Source organism: Bradyrhizobium cajani (genome assembly GCF_009759665.1).
Taxonomy (GTDB): domain Bacteria; phylum Pseudomonadota; class Alphaproteobacteria; order Rhizobiales; family Xanthobacteraceae; genus Bradyrhizobium; species Bradyrhizobium cajani.
Genome location: NZ_WQNE01000007.1, coordinates 278,052 through 296,226, shown reverse-complemented (window position 1 = coordinate 296,226; position 18,175 = coordinate 278,052). Strand labels below are relative to the sequence as shown.

The following is an 18,175-nucleotide window of genomic DNA, read 5'->3' as shown; positions in this document are numbered from 1 at the left end:
AGCCGACGGACAACAGCTTCATCGAATCCTTCAACGGCAAGTTCAGAAACGAATGCCTGAACACGCACTGGTTCCTCAGTCTTGACGACGCTCGGCAGAAAATGGAGGATTGGCGTAGAGACTACAACGAAGTCCGCCCACACAGCGCGATTGGCAACAAGGCGCCGATATCGCTGTTGAGTGGCTCATCGGCGCCCCCGCCGGCATGAGCCGAACCAGGAAAATTCCAGCTCTGGCTGGCCTAGTTTTGGGGAGCGTTTCACACCAACAGCCGGGGCGAACTCAGGACTGGATAAAACTTGGGGGCAAGGTCACCGAGCTCCAGACCGCCGAAGGCAAGCTCTACCTCTACGTCGCAATCGATCGCACCAGAAGGTTCAGCCAGGAAGACGGGAAGGACCTCGGCCGCGGCCTTCCTCGAAGCTCTTATTGCGGCCGTCCCCTACAAGATCCACACGGTTCTCACCGACAATGGGATCCAGTTCACCTTCCCACCGCGCTACGCGGACGGCCCGACAGCAAGATACGCGACGCATATGTTCGACATGCGTTGCCGGGAGAACGGGATCGAACATCGGCTGACTAAGATCAAGCATCCCTGGACCAATGGCCAGGTCGAACGCATGATCCGCACGATCAAGGAAGCGACCGTCCAACGCTATTACTACGATCGACACGATCAGCTCGAAGCTCACCTTGCCGACTTGATCAACGCCTACAACTATGCTCGGCGGCTGAAGACCCTGAAGGGCCTCACACCCTACGAATACATTTGCAAATGCTGGACTTTCCAGCCCGAACGATTCAAACTCAACCCGCTCCAGCAAATGCCGGGACTAAACACCTAGCTCGCCCTTGATGTCAGGAAGGCAAATCGAAAAGCTTTTGCGAAGCGAACAACCTTCGTGCAAAAATGTAAGTTCTTTGTCCGGAGCCATTCCTGAACGTGCCTTGCTGGGCCATGCCCATGTAGCAGAGCCTTTCTACGCAGTATCTAGCACCGGCGACTCGCCGTCCCATGCTAAGATAACCTGTTTCTTGCCTGGAGTTCGGCTAGCCACAGCCTTCCAGAACCTGAATTCGACGATTGGATTCTCTGTACCAATCTCACACTCGACTTTCAATTGCGGCCACGGATGCGGGCCAAGACTTTCACTTGAAGGCCAGTCGGACGTAGCGGTTCGAACAATTCCGACAGACTCGTCGGACTCGATCTCGCTCGAATTGCAGCTAAACTCCCAACCGCGGTCTGGATTCCAAGGCTCATTGGCTTTTGTTGCCTTGATCAAATTGGAACATTGCTCCACAAGCCTGTCGGCAGATTGAGCAGGCGAAACTATGCCAAGCGACAGCCACGCGATCGGAACGCCTGTCCGTTTCACCACCATCGCAAGGATACGCCGCTTCACCGTCGATTTCCGCTTTCTCCCGCAGCTCCGAGTTGGCCCACCGGTTCGCACTTCGTCTTCTTCACTGCTCGGCAAGAACCAGACAAGGATTGTGCGATGAATCCGGTTGAACTCTTGCCGGTACGTTGACACTGCTCTCGACTAACCCGCATTGTGCTCAAGCGTGCCCCTACGACTTTCCCTTCCTTGCAAGCACCGAAGGCTTTCCTTGCTCCGGCCCGCTTATTTCGAAATCTATTTCGACACCGCCCGCTTTCACATCCAACTTGATCTTGGTTATTCCGTAGGGGAAGAATTTCTCGATTCCTTGCCCGCCGGAGATGAAACTCGACAATTCACCAATCTGATCCTTGAACGATTCGTTTACTATTCGCGCCGCGAGATACAGCTTTAGCGAAGCTCCCGCAGCACTTGCGAACAAGTCGTGGATAGCTTCATTGCGTTCTTCTTGCACATCAGGCCGATTGCTTTCGGCGGCAGCTGTCGTCCAATCCTTTGCCTCTACGGCAGCAAAGAGTTTCGGCCATTTCGCCCTCGAGAATTTCGTCAAGCCAAGATTGAACATCATGTCGAGCAGCGCGTCCTGAGCATCGTTTGGATAATCATCGAGCTCCGGAAAGCGCGTCTTGAGGTCTGCGGCAGATCCCTCGAGATTTTCGCGTAGCATTGCCTTTGCGTCTGATTCCTGCAGCGTCAATTTCGTGAATTGCCTGTAGTAGGATGCTGGCTTCCCAGCAGGCTTCGACTTGATGAGCGCCCACTCGTCTCGTTTGGCGTCATCGTCTGCGTCGCTTCCATTCTTTTTGAGCGGAAGGTCCACCGCCGCATCGGCGTTCGGAACCATACGCCCATAGCCGATTGTCACCTTTCCGACGGTATCGAGGTAGAAATGCTCGACAAATGCTTCGAATCCGGCGGTGCGGGTGACAGCTGATTCGCGGACGTCCATTTCCTCGTACTCCTTTTCGTTTCCTATTCCCGGGATCGCTCAATTCAGAATTCGCCTGGCCCTCTGATGCTGCCAAAGGAAGCCGCCTTATGGCTCACTGAACTCTCAGGTTATTCAGCGATAGCCGCGCAGCGAAGCGCGGGCCAGTGTCGACGAAATTCGTATCCTCGCTCGTTTCGTAGCGTGGCTCGTCGGCATAAGTGGCCGGCCTCAACCGATCCACTTCCTCTGCAAAGACTGACCAGTCGTAGCCACGGTACTCATCGTCGCTCATCCGAAAAACGGCAGTCCAGCTTGCGCAGCCGCAACCCGGTGCTGGAATCTGCGGTCCCGCAAACACAAGTTCTGAGTCAGGGACTGCATCGTCTGCCTTGATACGGCGTTGCAGCAGAGTGAAGTACACCCGCGGCGCCTGCGCGGTAGACGTCTCCGGATGACCGTTGTTCGCATCGGGTCCCGACGCAACTCCTTCAAGCGTAGCCGTAACCTCAACCTGCTTGCGGTCTTTGTCGATATACTTGGCAATGGCGCTCAGCCTGCGTTCCGGCATGACCTGCGCCCACTCGACAATCGGCTCCGACACCTGCAGTGCACGCGGTGCGTTCGGTTGGTATCGCACCAGCCCCAAACGGACGAATGGATACGCCGCGCCGCAAGGATTCAGGTCAACGTCCACGTACCAGGTTTCCTGATCCGGATCGAAGCGCGGCGCGTAGGTGATGAGCGACACCGCCATAAAGCCCCCGGGCGGTTGCGCGGCCCGCAGTTCCGCGGCGTCGGCATCGGCGGGCACCGGCATCAGCACGTTTTTTACGAGCACAGCGTCCTTCGGATGCTCTCCGGGAGGCTTGCTGAACGCCGCCTGTTCGGTCACCCCGCGGAAATTGTCCTTCGAGAGCAGCCAGCCTTGCACACCGCCGTTGGTCCGTATGGGATCGGCCCCCCAGCGCGTAACCCAGGCTCCGCCTGTTCCGAGATCGGCGTCCTGCAACTCCTGAATGACGCTGCCGTCGGATGGCAAGGCGCGCAGATTGATCTCCTTACGATCTGCCGGCGACGGCCTCACCACGTCATGGGAGACGTTACCCACGTCCTTGTCGAACAGATTCGGCGGCCAGATCACGATGCCGAGCCGCTCGCCTTCGCCGGACGAGAACCACGGCCGCTGTGCGCGGATCCGCACCCGCACCGTTCGGCTGACAAAGACCGATGGGATCTTAGCGCTGGGAGGCGTCGGCACATTGTCGCTCCAGGCGAAAGCCGGGATCGGGCTGAGCGAGACCACCCGCGCCGGACGCACCGTGGCCGGCAGCCATCGGCGGTCCATGATGACTTTGCTGATCGCATCCTCTGCCTTGTCCTGCTCATCCTTGGTGGCGCCAGGGCCGAGTGCACTTGGTTTGCTGAGTACCTCTGGCAGTTCGTCATACCGCGTGCGTAGCGCGGCCGTATGGCGCGAGATCGCGACAGCGAAAATCTCGATCCAGCGCGCGCGCGCATCTGGAAACGCCGCCGGGCGGGAAGCACGCAATGGCGAAGCCTGTGCCTGGATCGGTTCATTCGGCTTCGGCTCGATCGCCTTCGCCTCACGCTGGAAATTGAGGAGATCGATGCGAACCTCGCCGCTCGTGCCGGGCAGAAATCCTTCGAGCCGCAGCAACGTCACAGTTTCAGGCTCGAAGCTGACCGACCCATCCTCGGCCGGATCGAACCCGAACAGGCGTTTTGCCTTGATTGGCTCCTGGGCGTCCGGCTTGGGCCAGAGGCCGCGCGCACGGTCGTCGCGCGAACGGCCGCGCTCGACGTCGTCGAAGCGTCCGCGCGCAGCAGCCGTACCGCGTGCGCGAATCTCCACCGCCTCAGTGCTGGCGCCATGAACCCTCAGAGATCCATCGATCAGGACGTCGACGGCATCCGACATCTGGTTTTCCGGTGTCCAGTTGGCCGACATGCACAAGTTGCCGCGCAGCGCCTTGCAGGCCTGTTCCGGTAGCAAGAGGTCGTTGATCAACTCTGTTTTCGCCCGCAGCAGCTGCCATTTCTGACCGGCAACGGCCCGCGGCGCTTGCTGCGGCAGATCAACCGCATGCACCGCCTCAATCTCGACGACGGCCGCGATCTCTGGCAGCGGCTCTTGCAGCATTCGCTCGCGCACGGCCGCCGCGAACTCGCGAATTATCTCGCTTGGCGGCAATGGTAACCCTGCGAAATCCGCTGTGGAGGCAGCCTCTCCGGAGCTCTTGTCGCTGATTGAAAGTGAGGTCAGAGGCTTCACCCCGGCTTTGAAGGCTTGCGTGACGTCTTTAACGGACAACACCTTTTTGTCGTCTGTTGGTTTGCTTCCGTTGACGACCGCCATGGCCGCCAATGTCGCAGTACCGGCCCAGATGTGCGTGAGGAAGGTGACCGTGGGGACGCACCAGCAGCGGATCGAGGCCTGCTCGCCCGGCGCGAGCGTCACCGTCACGTGCGCGGCAGAGATCGTTCGCCCCGGCGACGGTGTGTGCGGGATGTTCCCGTAGTCGATCCTGGGATTGACTTTGACGAGGTTTTCCGTGCCGTTGCCACGCACAACGTCGAGCACGACAGGAACAGCATCGGGGTAGTCGTGAGGAGCCGCGCCTTTGAACGTCTCCTCCTTGTAGAGTGCGATCGATTTTGTATCGACGCGGCGTGCTCGCTTTGTCTCAAATCCGTCGCCCCGGACCACAACCTGGATGACGAGGGTAACAGCGGCCGGATCGGGGTAGTACGGCTGCCGCTCCACATCCTTATCACGATTGCTCGGCAACGGCCTAAATACGGCCGTTCCCGAGCGATCGACGAGTCCGTCAGTATTCTGCAGCACGCCAACCGCACTCCACAGAATGGAACGCTTCTTATCGTTATCATTCTTGAATATCTCGGGGCCCGCCGTCTTGATTCGATGGCGGATCTCACCCTCATCCGTCATCGGCGCGGGCGTGGCCGCTACGGATTGACCCAAGACGGGCTCTGCAGCACCGCGTGACGCACGTGCGCGATACACGGGGAAACCTCCCCATGCTGCTCGATGATCGACACCCTGCAATCCTCCGCGTGGGCGGGAGGCGATGGTGTAAGGTCGCCAAGCGACGCGCACCTTCGCCCATACCTGCTGCAATCCCTCCTTCGTATTCGCACGATCCATTGGTTTCGGTACGGGCGTGAACTCTTCGACGACTTCTTCTTCCTTATCGATTGGCATCGTTTCCGAGTCGTTGGGATTCTCCGGATCGAGCAGTACCCGGGGATCGCACATCTTTATTCCCTTCCCGTCTGGACCTCGCTCTATGTCCTTACCCTTCTTGCCGCGAAATGCATCATGGAGTGCCGCGAAATCAAGGGTCACGGCTGGCGCCAGAATCACGCGACGATCAAATCCTACGCCGGGCAAACGGCTCTGCTTGCCCGGATCATCCGGTACATCCGCGATGCTACGATTGACAGAATCGTCGAAGCTTCGCACCAACATCCGACCGGCTTGTGGGGCTGCAAATCGCCCCCTCAGGGTCACCTTCGTGTAGGTCGCCTCACTCTTGAGCTCGCCAAAGAGCCAGTCGGGTATTGCAATTGCAGGAGACTCTAGTCTCTCGTAACGAAGCAGAGGCGTTCCATGATTGTCGGCTTTCGGTAGAGCGAGCTCCCCATTGCGGCTCTTCTCGTAATGGCCTACAGCGCGGTTGAGAGGAAGGGACACGCCCCCAGCGAAGAAGGCACGCAATCCGAAATGATAGTGCCAGCCAAAACGAAGGGGCGGCGGCCTCAGGGCCGGATCCGTCGGCAGATCGTAGCTGATGTCGATGCGCAGATCCTGCGGGTTGAGCTTGTGGCTCTGGACGCCACACGCCAGGCCCAACGGGTCTCCACGCCAGGCGCCGATGACTTCCTCCATGAAAACTGTGGTGTGCGTGAGCGTTTCGCTCTCTCCGAGCCAGTCCCGCAGGGCGGACGGGGTCTGCAACTGCGCGTCGTCAGCGTCACGGCGGGCGCTCGAATCCGGATAGTGCTTGGTAATATCACCGTCGAAATCGGCAGCGGGCACATGCGCCGAAACCTTCTGGGTCGGGGAGTACCGGACCGTCCGGTGCATCAATGTGTGCCAATAGTTTCGATCTTTCTTGATATTGTCGTTCGGGCGAACCCCGACATCGAGCTTGTATCCGACGGTCAGGTCGGAGGCGTCAAGAACTATGTTGACGGCCCCGTCCTGCACTTTCGGATCGAACTGGTCGCGCTGAGCTGTCGAGTCGAGAAAGCGTGCAATGCCGTGCATCTGACGCCATCGATCGGTCAAGCCGAGGCCGCCGCCGCGTTGCGTAGCAAGTCGCTTGTCTGCCAACACGTCACGGACTTGCGGTAGCATGAACTTGGAATCGGGGTCGTTGAGTGTTTTTTTGTTCTCCGCGCGGCGCTTCTCCTTGGCGTCATCGCCTCCGATGGCCAGCACGGGGTCGAGCGAGATCATCTGATACCGCTTCTCCGCATGCCAGTGTTGGCCTAGATCGACCATACCATCGATCTGTTCAAAGACGGCGAGTTCACGCCCGTCAGATGCGTTGTCCCTGACACGGGCGTCGATTTCTTCGCGTGTACACGGAAGGAAGTGGCCGGCCGTGTTCTTCGCCTTGCTGTCGGCGGGCGCGCGCAGTTTTGCCGAACTCCACACCCGCGAGCCTCCGTCTGCCGCCGCAAGCCGGAGAAGCAGAAAGCGGGACTCCTGCTGCGCCGGGGCAGGAAGTTCCGACGGGTCGGCGGGATCGCGATCGAGCGCCGTATCCATGTATGGGAACGCGCCGCCGGCCACGTCCTTGTCTACAAGCGCACTGACGTCACAGTCAAAATCGACAACAAAACGAAACAATCGGCCGAGAGAAGGGTTGCTTTGCAAGGCAAACAGGCGCCGGCGTGCAAACTCGACCGCTTCGGAGTCTGCGGCAAAGAATGAGTCGCCGCCATCGAACGGCTGCGTTCGCGAGGCCAGGCGGTACGCGGCTTTGGCCTCCTTGGAAAGCACAGGCTCGAGGGTCAATCTCTTGCTCGGGTCGGTGAAGGTGAGTGAATTACCGAAATGCATGGCCGCCGCGAGGGGTGTCCGGGCGAGCAGCAAGGGATGCTTTCCAACCAAGGCCTCAATCGCCTCCTTGGAAGACTTGCTCTTGTCCTGAAACGTTTTTCGTGCCGCTGCAAATTCGTCCGCCCGAATACGGCTGTCCTTCAAGTCTCCATAAGCCTGTACGTCTTCAGCCATGGCCGCCAGACGCGCGTCGGTTAGGGGCACCGTCTTCGGCCATGGGCCGATGCGGCTCTTTAGATTCTTAATCTGAATACTCAATGCGTCGGCAGATTTGGCCTGGGGTCTTGTGTCGAGTGTCTCTCGCCTCAGCGTCGCCGCGATATGCGCGGCACGCTCGAACGAAAGCTCCTTCACGCTCTTGTCGCGCCACGTGCCGTGAATATCGGGAACCTTCGGCGGAAACGCTCCGGGTTTCTCGGGGTCACGAAGCGCTGCCTCGAGCGGATCCCTCTGTGCTGGTTTGATAGCGGGATCAAGCGCGATCTTGAGAGCTTCAAAACCCGCGTCGTCGCCCATCACTTTCCGCCAGTAGTCCGTCAGCTTCTGCAAGTCCACGGCAGGGCTAAAACGCCGGAGCTTGTCCTTCGCGAGCTTCCTTATCTTCGTTGGGTTTGAGTTGAATATGGCGTCGGTTCGCCAGCTTTCATTCTGCCCAAGTGGGATAATTTCGAGACCTTTGCCGTCGCTCAATAGCTTTTCGACGGACCTTGGCCAGTCTACGAGGTCGTATTTTTGCGCATTCTTGTCATAGACGGGTACAAACACCACCGTGAAACGTGCTTTCTTGGCGTAGATTCCAGCGGCAACAACTTGCGCAGCAATGTTAACGGGGATTTTTACAGTCATGCGGGGAATCCATCGAGGTCGTCGGAAAAATAGGATTGGTAGGACAGCCAATCCTCCTGCTGCGCTTTGGCCGCGCAGCTCACGACGGCAGCAGGGAGCGCTTTTTCATCACTGATGAGCCGAAGATCCTTGCTGACGAGAGCGGCAACGCTGCGACTGCCGGACATTCCCGGCCCCATGTTCTTCTGCACGCCGACCTGGTAGCGCAGCTTGGCGAAACCAATGGAAAACGAGAAAGTGAAGACTGCGGAGCCCTGCATGCTGCCGCCCTGCCGATGCGATATGCGAACCACCAGTGTCGCACTGATCGCGAAGCAGGCGATGTGGGCCTCACCGCCCGCGTAGAAGAAGCCTTCGATGACGCAGTCGTCATCGCCGTTAGACTTCGACATCTTGCGCAAATAGATCCCGGTCGTGAGGCGGCCTTGTCCGGTCAATGGACCGAATTTGAATCCGCCGCCCCCGCCAAATTCGAACGAGGCCGCAAATCCGATTAGCCTTTGCGCATCCGCATAGAGGGCAAGGAACCCGCCTCCGGTGTATGGCGCGATCGACAAAAGTACTGGCCGGTCCTCGCGTCCGATCGAGGCAACAAAGGTCGCGCGCGCCCCGTTGAATGGTAGGACACAAGCTGCGTTGATCGAAACGTTGATGAACGAAACCGTGCCAATCGAAATGATGCCGAGATCGAGGCTATAGCCTGCCTCGATTCCCGGGACTTCGCTACTGGGCCGCACATACGGTCCGCTGCCGCCGGGATTCATCAGGGTCTGCAGCGGTTTCAGGAATGCCGCGTTCGGACCGAGCTCAAAGTCCTTGTAGACGATGTCGAAATCGGAGCCCTTGCCGCTTTCGTTGACGAACTGCGCGCTGCTGAACATCAACGTCACGACATCGAACAGGTTGATATCGAATGGATCGATCTTGCATGTCGCCCGGAAACGCGGCGGTACGGTTGGCTCAAGCAGATTGTAGACTGCGCCGGCAGACAGCGTGATCTGGCTTCCGGGTCGCGGCAGGAAAATTGGCTTGCTGGACGGGAAGTCCTTGAGCTGCGCCTGCATGTCGTAGTTGAGCAGGATCCTCGCCGGCACCAACTCCTTGAGCTTCTCCTCGATACGGCGCCGAACTCCCTCGAGATCGACGATGCGCTTGAGATCGCCGCTCAGGACGGCGGCAGCCGCATCTGCAAGTTGCTTTACGAGTCGTTGCGTTGAACCGTCGTTGGTACTCCATAACTTGAACAGGTCGGAAAGTGCCTTGAAGACGGCAGCATCGAACTGGCCCGGATCGTTCGCAGCGAATACGGCCGCCAGTGCATCCAGTTCGGTTTTCTCGGCCGTGAGGAAGTCTTCGTCAGGAACCTTCGGAGTCGCCGAACACGAGAGACCAAGCGGCCAGCTCGGGGTTGAGCTGCAGGAAACCAGTAGCAGGGCGCGGACCTTCTCGAACGTGAGCTGGCTGATTTCATCGCCTATCGGCGTTGTGCCGCCCGAGTCCTTGTTGCTCCCCCCCAGGGCTTCCCAAATCCTTTTGCGCGCGTCAACGAGGGCTGTCTGGGCACCGCTCAAGAACTTGAATACCGGGCTCAGGCCCTGGAACGCTATGAGCGTCATCTGCTGGAGGTAGGGCTCGCCAGCAACTAGGAATTTGCCAAGGCCTTTCAGAACGGCCCGCTCTAGCCCCTCGACGATCCTCGACTGGATCGCGTCAATGACGTCAGGAACCTTAAAAACCTCCGCGAGCAGCTCGTCCAGGTACTTTTGCGCGTTGGCGGGCGTTACCGCCTGGGCGACCTTGTTTTCCAGCGTCTTAATGATCCCGATGTTCGCGCCGCCGTCACCATCGAGAATCGCCTTAAGCGCAATGGCATCGCTCTTTGCGCCGTCGATAATTGAGATGATCCCATTGAGTTTCGGGTTTCCTAGTCCGGCCAGGTCATCTCTGACCTTCTTCATCGCGCCGTCTGCGTTGGTGGTCTCGCGCAAAGCGGTTGCGTCGCGAGCCAGTCTGCAGAGGGTGATGACCACCGTGCTCGCTTTCTTGGCCGCGTCGATCACGGCGCTACGCGCGGCGTCAGCGTCGGCGCTGGTGCCAGTAATCTTCGAAAGCAGCGCCTTCAGATCGGTCGCGCGGAAGTGCGGGCTGCTAACTTTCGTAACAAAACCATGAAGGGCGTCGAGAAGCGTGTTACGCATTCGGCCCAAGGCAGCGAAGGCATCCAATCGCAGGTGGTCTGGACTTGCGCTGCAAACATCCGCCTGTAGCTGAAGGAGTTGATCAAGGGCACGCTGCAGCGCGTCGCGCACGTTAACCAGAGTGCCGACATCGTCATCGAGTGCCTTGCCGATCGCCTTTACCTCTTCGGGATCGATACCGACCTTTGCAACCGCGGCAGCCGCCGCGTCGAAGGCCTTGCCCATTTCGGTTCGCGCGGTATTGACATCATTCGGCGAGGGCAGCTTGACCGCGTCGATCGTAGATTTGACGATCAACGCAAGCTTTCCGCACAGCTGGACCACCGCGGCCAGACTGTCGTCCACAATCGGCCGGATCAGATCGAGGGCCGCTGCCGCCGCATCCTTCAAATCGCCGATGAGATTGCGAATACTCGGCTCGGCGTGGCCGGCAAGTTTTTGTGCAGCTGCGAGCAGTGGCCGCAACTGCTCGGTGGCGGCGTCGTATATCAGGCCCTTGATGCGGTCGGCTTCCCGATCGGCCCCATTGCCAACCGCCACCTCCCAATCCTGGTATGCAGCAGTGAGCGCCGCCTGGATTGGGCTGGCTTTTTTGATCTCTTCGATCAGCGCATCGTGGAATGCCTTGCCAAGAACCTTGGCGGCATCCTCAGGACCTTTAGCCAGCAACACACCGAAGAAGTCGGCGTCTGCCGCGGCCTTAACAAGGAGATCCTGGATCTTCTTGTCGACGGCGTCCTGCTGGCCCGGGAAGCTCGCGACGATGGCATGTGTGCCGGGCAGCGCAAACACGAGGTGACGCCACGCCCGGAATGCGGGATCAGCGAAAAGCGCCGCGAGCTTGTTGCGCAATCCGGTCGCGAACTGCTTCATCTCTTCCAGATCGGACGTGACACCCTCAAGCAGCGAGGCGGCCCGCGCGATAACGTCACTGATGAATCTGTTGAACGCCTCCCGCAATGCTTCGTGCACGGGCGCGAGCGGATCGCTTGCAACGCGCTCGATTGCGGCAACAAAACGCCGGCCTGCGCCATAGATGACGGCAAAGGACGCAAGCAGCGTTTCAATGTCTCGCGTTGTTTCGCTCGACGAGATCGCGTCGTCGAGCGCGTTCTTGAGCTCACGATACGATCGACCTACATCTGGATAGAGCCGTTCGATACGCGTGATCGCGTCATTCTCCTCGAAGACGGCGCCGGTATCCTGCTTGATCGCGTCGAAGAATTGTCGGGCGAGGGTCAGAAGCGCTTCTCGCATCGGGACCAACAGCCGGTCGCGCACCTTCGCGACGGCCGCGCCCGCATCGCCCGCCTGCGTCAGATCGGTGAGGAGTGCCGACGTATATTGCGCCACCTCGCGGAATTCGGGTGCGCTGGACAGGCCACCGCCGAGGAACGAGATCGCCTGCTTCAGGTCGAGGATGCCGAGAATAGTGGCGTCCCCGAAAAACGTTTCAGGTTTTGGCTTATCCAGTCCGGTGGACGCCGGCGGCGGATCGGACGCCAGCGTCTTCAAGGCAGCGTGGTAGTTGCTGTTGCCAACCGGCCCGCGCGAGCGCGACATGGCGACGAGCGCTGTGTTGGGGCGCACCGCGCCGCCGGTGCGATCGCCAGCGTCCTTGGGATCGAGCGTGACCGGCTTGCGAAAATCGAGGTATACGTCGGTCTTCGCGACGGGATCCATCGGCCCACCCTTTGGATCCTTCAGCGTCGTCGCGTCGGGAAAGCCGAAGGCGAGGTATTCGGCATCGAAAAACACCGCAATTTCATCTGATGGACGGCCGACGAGTCGATCGACCTGCGCAATGCGCACGAGTCCCTCGGCCATGACAGGATAGAAGGGCGGCTGGTCCACACCTTGCAATAGCGGCCCGAAGTCAAACAAGGTGTTTTGGAACTGAACTCGCCGCTCAGCGTCCGTGATTCTCGGTGGTTTCTCTTCCCTTCCCTCGGCCGCGATCAGCCATTGCCGGGTATCGAAACTCGTGCCGTCCGGCTCGCTCTCGGGAGCATAGCGGTGCTTGCTGCCCCCAAATGGCAGGACGCGGCGCGGATCAGCCTCCTTCCCATGCGAAAGAAGATTGTACTCTTCCGTCAGCACCTTCATGGTGCCGACGTCATTGGCCGCTGTATTGTCTACGAAGATCAGCGGCAGGCGCGTCCGCGCACCCCGGGCATCGATCTGCAGTTCGAAATTGACCTCACCGCCTTCCCGCGCGCGCACCCGCGGCCAAAAGACAAGGCCCGGAAGTAGCGGAGCGCCTCCGCTCTGGCGCAGGAAGATGCGGCCGCTTGCTGCCTCCTCCCACCGCTTCGATGTATCGGAGGGCGCGGCATCGGCGGGATCGAGAACATCAGGCGTGACCCGCGTGAGGATTTCCAGCCGCTCGACCGGCCAGCGCCGCCCCTCGTTCGGTTGGGCCAGCGCCGGGAACGTCTTAATCGGCGCACCGATGCGCAGGAAGAACCGCTGCACCAGGAAGGCGACCGGCCCGGCGGCCAGGCCACCTGGTCCCATCATGAAGCGGCGCTCAGTCAGCTTCACCAGCGACGCGCGGTGCCCGACCGGGAAGAGAAAACCCTTGTAAACGACCTCGACGCGGATGTCGCGACCGAGCCGCGTGCTCTGCTGCCAACGCTCGACCGAGAACGCGTCGAACAGCGGCTTTCCAGGCCCATGCGCCGTCGGCCACTCACTGACCGGTACGATCTTGGCGGATGCCGGGGGCACGAAATTCGTATCAGCGTCGAAGCTGCCACCAAGAGCGGTCAGCGTGAGTTCGCCTACACCGAGCGGTTTCGGGCGATAGATCGCGGAATAATCGTCCGGCGGTTCGGTTTTGAGCGATTCAGTTGCCGCGTAGCGCAGCTTGAAGCCCGGTGGGGGATTGATCTGGCTGCCGTCCGCCAGGGTCCCGTCCTCCTTGCGCCGCCCGCGCACCGGCAGCCCATGCAGCGAGGTCAATGCGACCAATTCGTGCCGGTCTGCGACATCCAGCCCCGTGCGGAAACGCTCAGGATCTTTCGGATCGGGCTTCTGCCCCGGGAAAGCCGACACCGGCTCCGGTTTCGTGTACGGATTCCGCGCCGTGACTTCCCGCGCCATCGCCCACGGAGCCCACGGGCCGTGCGGCGGTCCACCGAGGTCCGGATCGAGTAATGCTTCCGGTCGAAAATCCGGCGACCAGATCGCACGCATGCTCGAGGAGCCCGGCGCTTCATCAAGTTGGGCAAACCACAGGGGGACCGGTGCGCTCTGGCTCCACCGGACATCCTTCGCCGGGGCAAGCTTGGCGATCGGCGGCAAGCCGAGCGGGGTGCGCCATGCGGCATCCTGAGCAGGTGACAGCATCAGCCGGAACGGCATTTCGATCGAGGTTTCATAGAGGCCAGGCGGCCGCACGCTGGCGGCAACCTCCGCCAAGCGCTGCGGTGCGGTCACCGAGCCAAGCCGCGCCAGTGGTGGCGGACAGCTGCTGGCGCCGGTGAGCGAGCGCTGTTCGTCACGACGCACCGCCCAGGCGTCGCCGCGCGAGATTCCCTGATGCAGAAGCCTTGCCGCCTCATCGCGGGTTTCCTGCCGCGCCCAGCGCGGCGGAAACCGACCATTGGCGATATCCTGTTCAACCGCCTCCGCCTGCTTGCCGTTTTCAGCGTTAGGCCTGGAGTTCTGCACCCCGGCGAGCGGCTCAAACACCTTCTCGGCACGCCGAACAACGGCGAGGTCGAACGCTCCCCAATTCGTCAACGCCTCGATCGTGAATGGAAACGCGCCGGCAGGCGCTCCGTCCCGCGCGTCCGGCCGTCCGGATTCGAAGTCGTCGGCTGGAATTCGGAAAACGAGCCGCGAGCCACCGGAGACGCGCGCCTCGGTCGGAATCTCGAAAGGATCAACGACTGCATTGTCCAGATCGTACGCATTCACGGTAGCTGCAATCGCCCGCGCGGTACTGATTGCAAGGGATTCGTTACTCTTTGCGATCACCTCGACCCGAGCGATGGTGCTGCGTTTCCCGTAAAATGGTCCTGGAAGATTCGGAACGGCATCAATCGCGTCTTTTTCTTCTTTCGTAAGACCGATCGGCTTTTTGCGGTCAGCAGGGGAACTGGCATAGAACTTCCTGAATGCATCGTAATCCGTGTCGCGCTGCACCCTCGATCGTTCGCGCTTCTCAAGATAATCCTTCACCTCGTCCTTTTCGGCTGGAGCGGAGCCCACGGGCTCAGGATAGGCTTCGCTGAGGTCCTTGGGGACTTTTGTGGACTCGCGCAGGTCCTGAATGACGGTGGGTGAGAGCTCAACCTCGGGCAGGCCGCGCAATAATCGCGCACGCTGGTCGGGCGTCTTGAGATTCTCATCCTTCCAGTCTTCGACAACTTGCAATCCCCGGGCTACTTTCCGCGCCACCCGTGCTGCTTCAAGATCAAGGTAGTCAGGTCCAACATAGATCCTTTGATCCTTGGGGATGTTGGATTTCCAGCCGGTGATGACATTGTCCGGCTTGTTGGCATCGTCGATTGCCTCCTTGAATGGCTTGTGAAATGCGAAAAATGGGTCGTCGGCCGGCAAACCTGCCGTTTGCCTTTTTTCTATGTCGGCACGGACCTCCTCTCTCTTGTTTTCATCGGCCGAACGCAGGATCTCTGCTTCGGCTGCGGTGACCTCAGTTTTACTTGGAGGCTTTGGAAGATCCGGCTCCGCTGCCAACTGACGCAGGTATGCCTGTTCGACGATATGCTGCGGCGGAAACTCCACGACCAGCAGCGGACGCGGGTCCTGGCGCAGCTCATATCGGGCGGGACTGTTAGCGGCTAGCGGCTTATCGTTGCAGACGAGAGCTACGTCCGCAACCGGCTTCGGCTCGCCCCTCGGCACAAACGCGGCGATCCGCCGGTCCGGGGCCACCCACCATCCGGCCTCGCCGTATTCGAGCAGCAGATCTTGGAAGCGGTATTTCAGCGCCAGCAGGTCGGCAGGCCGACGCACCAGAAGCGATGCTGCACTGAGCGACAGCCGCGCCGGTAACAGCAGCTCGTTCGCAGCTTTTTTTGCGCCGATATGAATGACGGCTTCAGCCTGCGGTGGCTCGGTCGCCGGCGGGAGAACGCCCTTCCATACGTAGCGCCTAGCGAGCTTATCGATGTGGAACAGGCATTCCGTTTCATGAAACGTGAGCTGACTGAACAATCGCGCTGCACGTTCCGCAGGCGATCCCCCGGAGTCATCCAGGCGGGCGGCACGCCGCCGTTCGATCTCCGACAGGCGGGCACTGCTGAGGGGAATCCCGGCCTCCTCCAGCGCAAGCGGCGCGGCAAAATGATTCAAGGTGCGGGTGTTCTTCGGGCCGGTGCCTCCGACCCGGATTGACGGCACGCGCGCGGACACACCCGATCGCGGCGCGATCGGCGGCAATGGCGCAACGGTGAACCGGCCAAAATGCGTTTCGATGCGCATTTTGCGTTTCGTGGGCGTAAGCGATGCAATCAGCCGGAGCTTGCCGTCCTCACCAGGTGCACGCCACAGCAGCCCCTTGAGATCGTCAAACTGGCTCGGCACGGCGGTTTGCTCGCGGCGCAAATCGAGCCGCATCCAGGGCATGCGCAATGCCAAAACGGGCCTCTTATCGCCTTGGTTGCGCCATCCAAGAAACGAAGATTCCTTTCCCTCACCGATTACGAGATTGCCGCGCTCTCCGCCAGAATGGCGACCGAGTGCAAGCGTCCCACTCCAGGCATCCTGAGGATTTGCCTTGGTCTGCATTGCATCGTGCCGGACGAGCGCATACAGCACCCGTGATGCGAGGCGCTGCTCTTCGGCGAGGTCGCGTGGAGGGCCGGCACCCGGCGCCGGTATCGGCGGGGGGACTGCAGCTCGGCTTGCCTCGTCATCGGACAGGCTCGAAAGGGTGCTATCCGGTGCTGGAGGGGCACCGTCGCCAGAAAACAGGGCGCGGACATCTTGCTTCTCATCGTGCTTGGCGTTCTGATTGAGAATGAAAGCCTTCGTCGCTTCGGCTCCCTTGCTGCCGGAAAAAACGGTGAATATGCATTCACGGAATTGAAGCGACACACCCTCGTCCGCCAGAGCACGGAAGCGGCTCTGCCTGGCGGCAGCTGTCTCCGCTTCGTTGGGCCCCAGCTTTTTCCCGGCCCGCAGGATCCAGTAGAATTCACGGTGGAAGGCGAGGCTGCTCTGGCTTGCCTTGCTGCTGTCGAAGGAGTCCCCGAACAGCGTCTGTATCAGGTCTGCAAGTTGCGGCGTGCTGAGATCAGTCCCGATTTCATCGACACTCTGCGGCTCGGCTTTCAGGAAGTCGATCAGGTTTTTCCCGATCTGCAGGGAAATATCTGCGCCGCGACGCAGGATTATGGTCATCGAAGGCGGCTGCGGCCCCAGGTCAGTGGTAGGTTTCCCCGGATCGAACGCCGGATCCCATTTCATTTCGATGCGCAATGCAAATTTATAGTCGCCGGGCAGCGCGCATTGCGCGATGTCGGCGCGCCAACCATCGTGCGTCCGCCTCAGGATGAAGCGGCCCCGTCCGTTTGGCAGATCCGGATCTGTGAAAATGGAAGCTCGCAACGTCCAGGCGTAGCGCTTGCCTGACTCGAACCACGCGATGACGAGGCCGCGGCGCGTGCGATCCTCATATGCGACGTCAAGAAAGTGCTTTCTAACTTCGGCCGCCGCCAGCGGCGTGGCCACGAAGGTGGCACCCCCACCTACGAGAAAGTCACGCCTCGTGACTTTCCCAAGTCCTGCTTTCTGGTGGCTGCCTGAAACGGGCGAATCCGATTCTGATGAACTCCCGCAATCGCAACGGGAGCCGAGCTGTGTGCCGCCTTCTTCCGAATCGCGTTCGTCTACCATCCCGTGCCCCGTTTGCTAATAGCCTCTCCTGCCCCGCCCCGTCCAAGGAAACTAATCCTGCGCCTGACAATAGGATCACCTATGGCCGCCTCGCTCGCACGAGTGCTGGTCGGCATGTAAACGAGATGTCGATAGCCGAAGTTGCAAACGCAACAGAGGCGACTGTGAACCGAAGTTGATGATCCAAATTTCTTGTTGGCTGTTATGCCTTAATCAAACCAGCGGTACGCTTGGTTGCTTCCCCTGTCCTTCTTTATGACAAATTGAAGCGCCTATGAGATGTAAGAGAAAATTATTCAACTGAACTTATTCTGTTCTGTCAATCATGGCCTGCCACAAATTCACGCGTCGATCCCTCTCCAAGCTCCAGCTCTCCCGTTCAGCGCGACGGGTCAATTTGACTCACACGAAGCCCCGAGCCTCTCGCTGTCCGCCCAAACGCAATAGAGTTCGCCTGCCAAGACTGTCGCTTGCCGGTGGGTGAGATGCACCGGAGGGGCCATCGCGGAGCGCCTCCCACACCGTCGCTAGGTGCGCTGCCGCGAGCGCCTGACGCTTCTTGGCTTCGCTAGGCTCTGTGGTGCGAGGGGAGAACCGCACGGCCTGAGCGCCCTCGCTAGGCGTCACGAAAACGAAGCCGTCGCCCCATTGCGAGTTCGGCACCGACTGCTGCGCGCCGGAATCAGCCGGAATACGCTGCACGAAAAAGGAAAGCCAGACCCGTCGCGGCGCATTGGCCGAACAACCCTGAACAGCAATGTTACACCCCATTGCTACACAGTCGGGGGCCAAAGCAACAAGGGCTTAT

Annotated in this window: 5 protein-coding genes and 1 pseudogene; 2 read left to right on the top strand and 4 right to left on the bottom strand. The window is 60.1% G+C overall.

All coding sequences use genetic code 11. The features are described 5' to 3' along the window. Both GPL20_RS12245 and GPL20_RS12240 read left to right on the top strand, forming a co-directional pair. A partial coding sequence (locus GPL20_RS12245) for an integrase core domain-containing protein (protein ID WP_157329708.1) occupies window positions 1-209 on the top strand: 209 nt, incomplete at its 5' end. 101 nt (window positions 210-310) lie between these two features. Further along, a pseudogene (locus GPL20_RS12240) lies at window positions 311-848 on the top strand (integrase core domain-containing protein); the annotation flags it as partial. Window positions 849-983: 135 nt separating this feature from the next. Here GPL20_RS12240 and GPL20_RS12235 read toward each other — a convergent pair. The 4 genes from GPL20_RS12235 to GPL20_RS12220 form a co-directional block, all read right to left on the bottom strand. Then, window positions 984-1,409 carry a hypothetical protein gene (locus tag GPL20_RS12235; RefSeq protein WP_157329707.1) on the bottom strand — a complete coding sequence of 142 codons (426 nt, stop codon included), beginning with the start codon at window positions 1,407-1,409 and terminating at the stop codon, window positions 984-986. 169 nt (window positions 1,410-1,578) lie between these two features. Continuing rightward, on the bottom strand, window positions 1,579-2,358 hold the full coding sequence (locus GPL20_RS12230; RefSeq protein ID WP_157329706.1) for a glycoside hydrolase family protein: 780 nt from the start codon (window positions 2,356-2,358) through the stop codon (window positions 1,579-1,581). A gap of 94 nt (window positions 2,359-2,452) precedes the next feature. Further along, entirely contained in the window at window positions 2,453-8,299 is a 5,847-nt protein-coding gene (locus GPL20_RS12225) for a hypothetical protein (protein ID WP_157329705.1), read from the bottom strand. Continuing rightward, a complete protein-coding gene (locus tag GPL20_RS12220) occupies window positions 8,296-17,367 on the bottom strand; it encodes a hypothetical protein (RefSeq protein ID WP_157329704.1) in 9,072 nt (3,023 codons plus the stop codon). Before GPL20_RS12220 ends, GPL20_RS12225 begins: the two co-directional genes overlap by 4 nt. Window positions 17,368-18,175 lie beyond the last annotated feature (808 nt).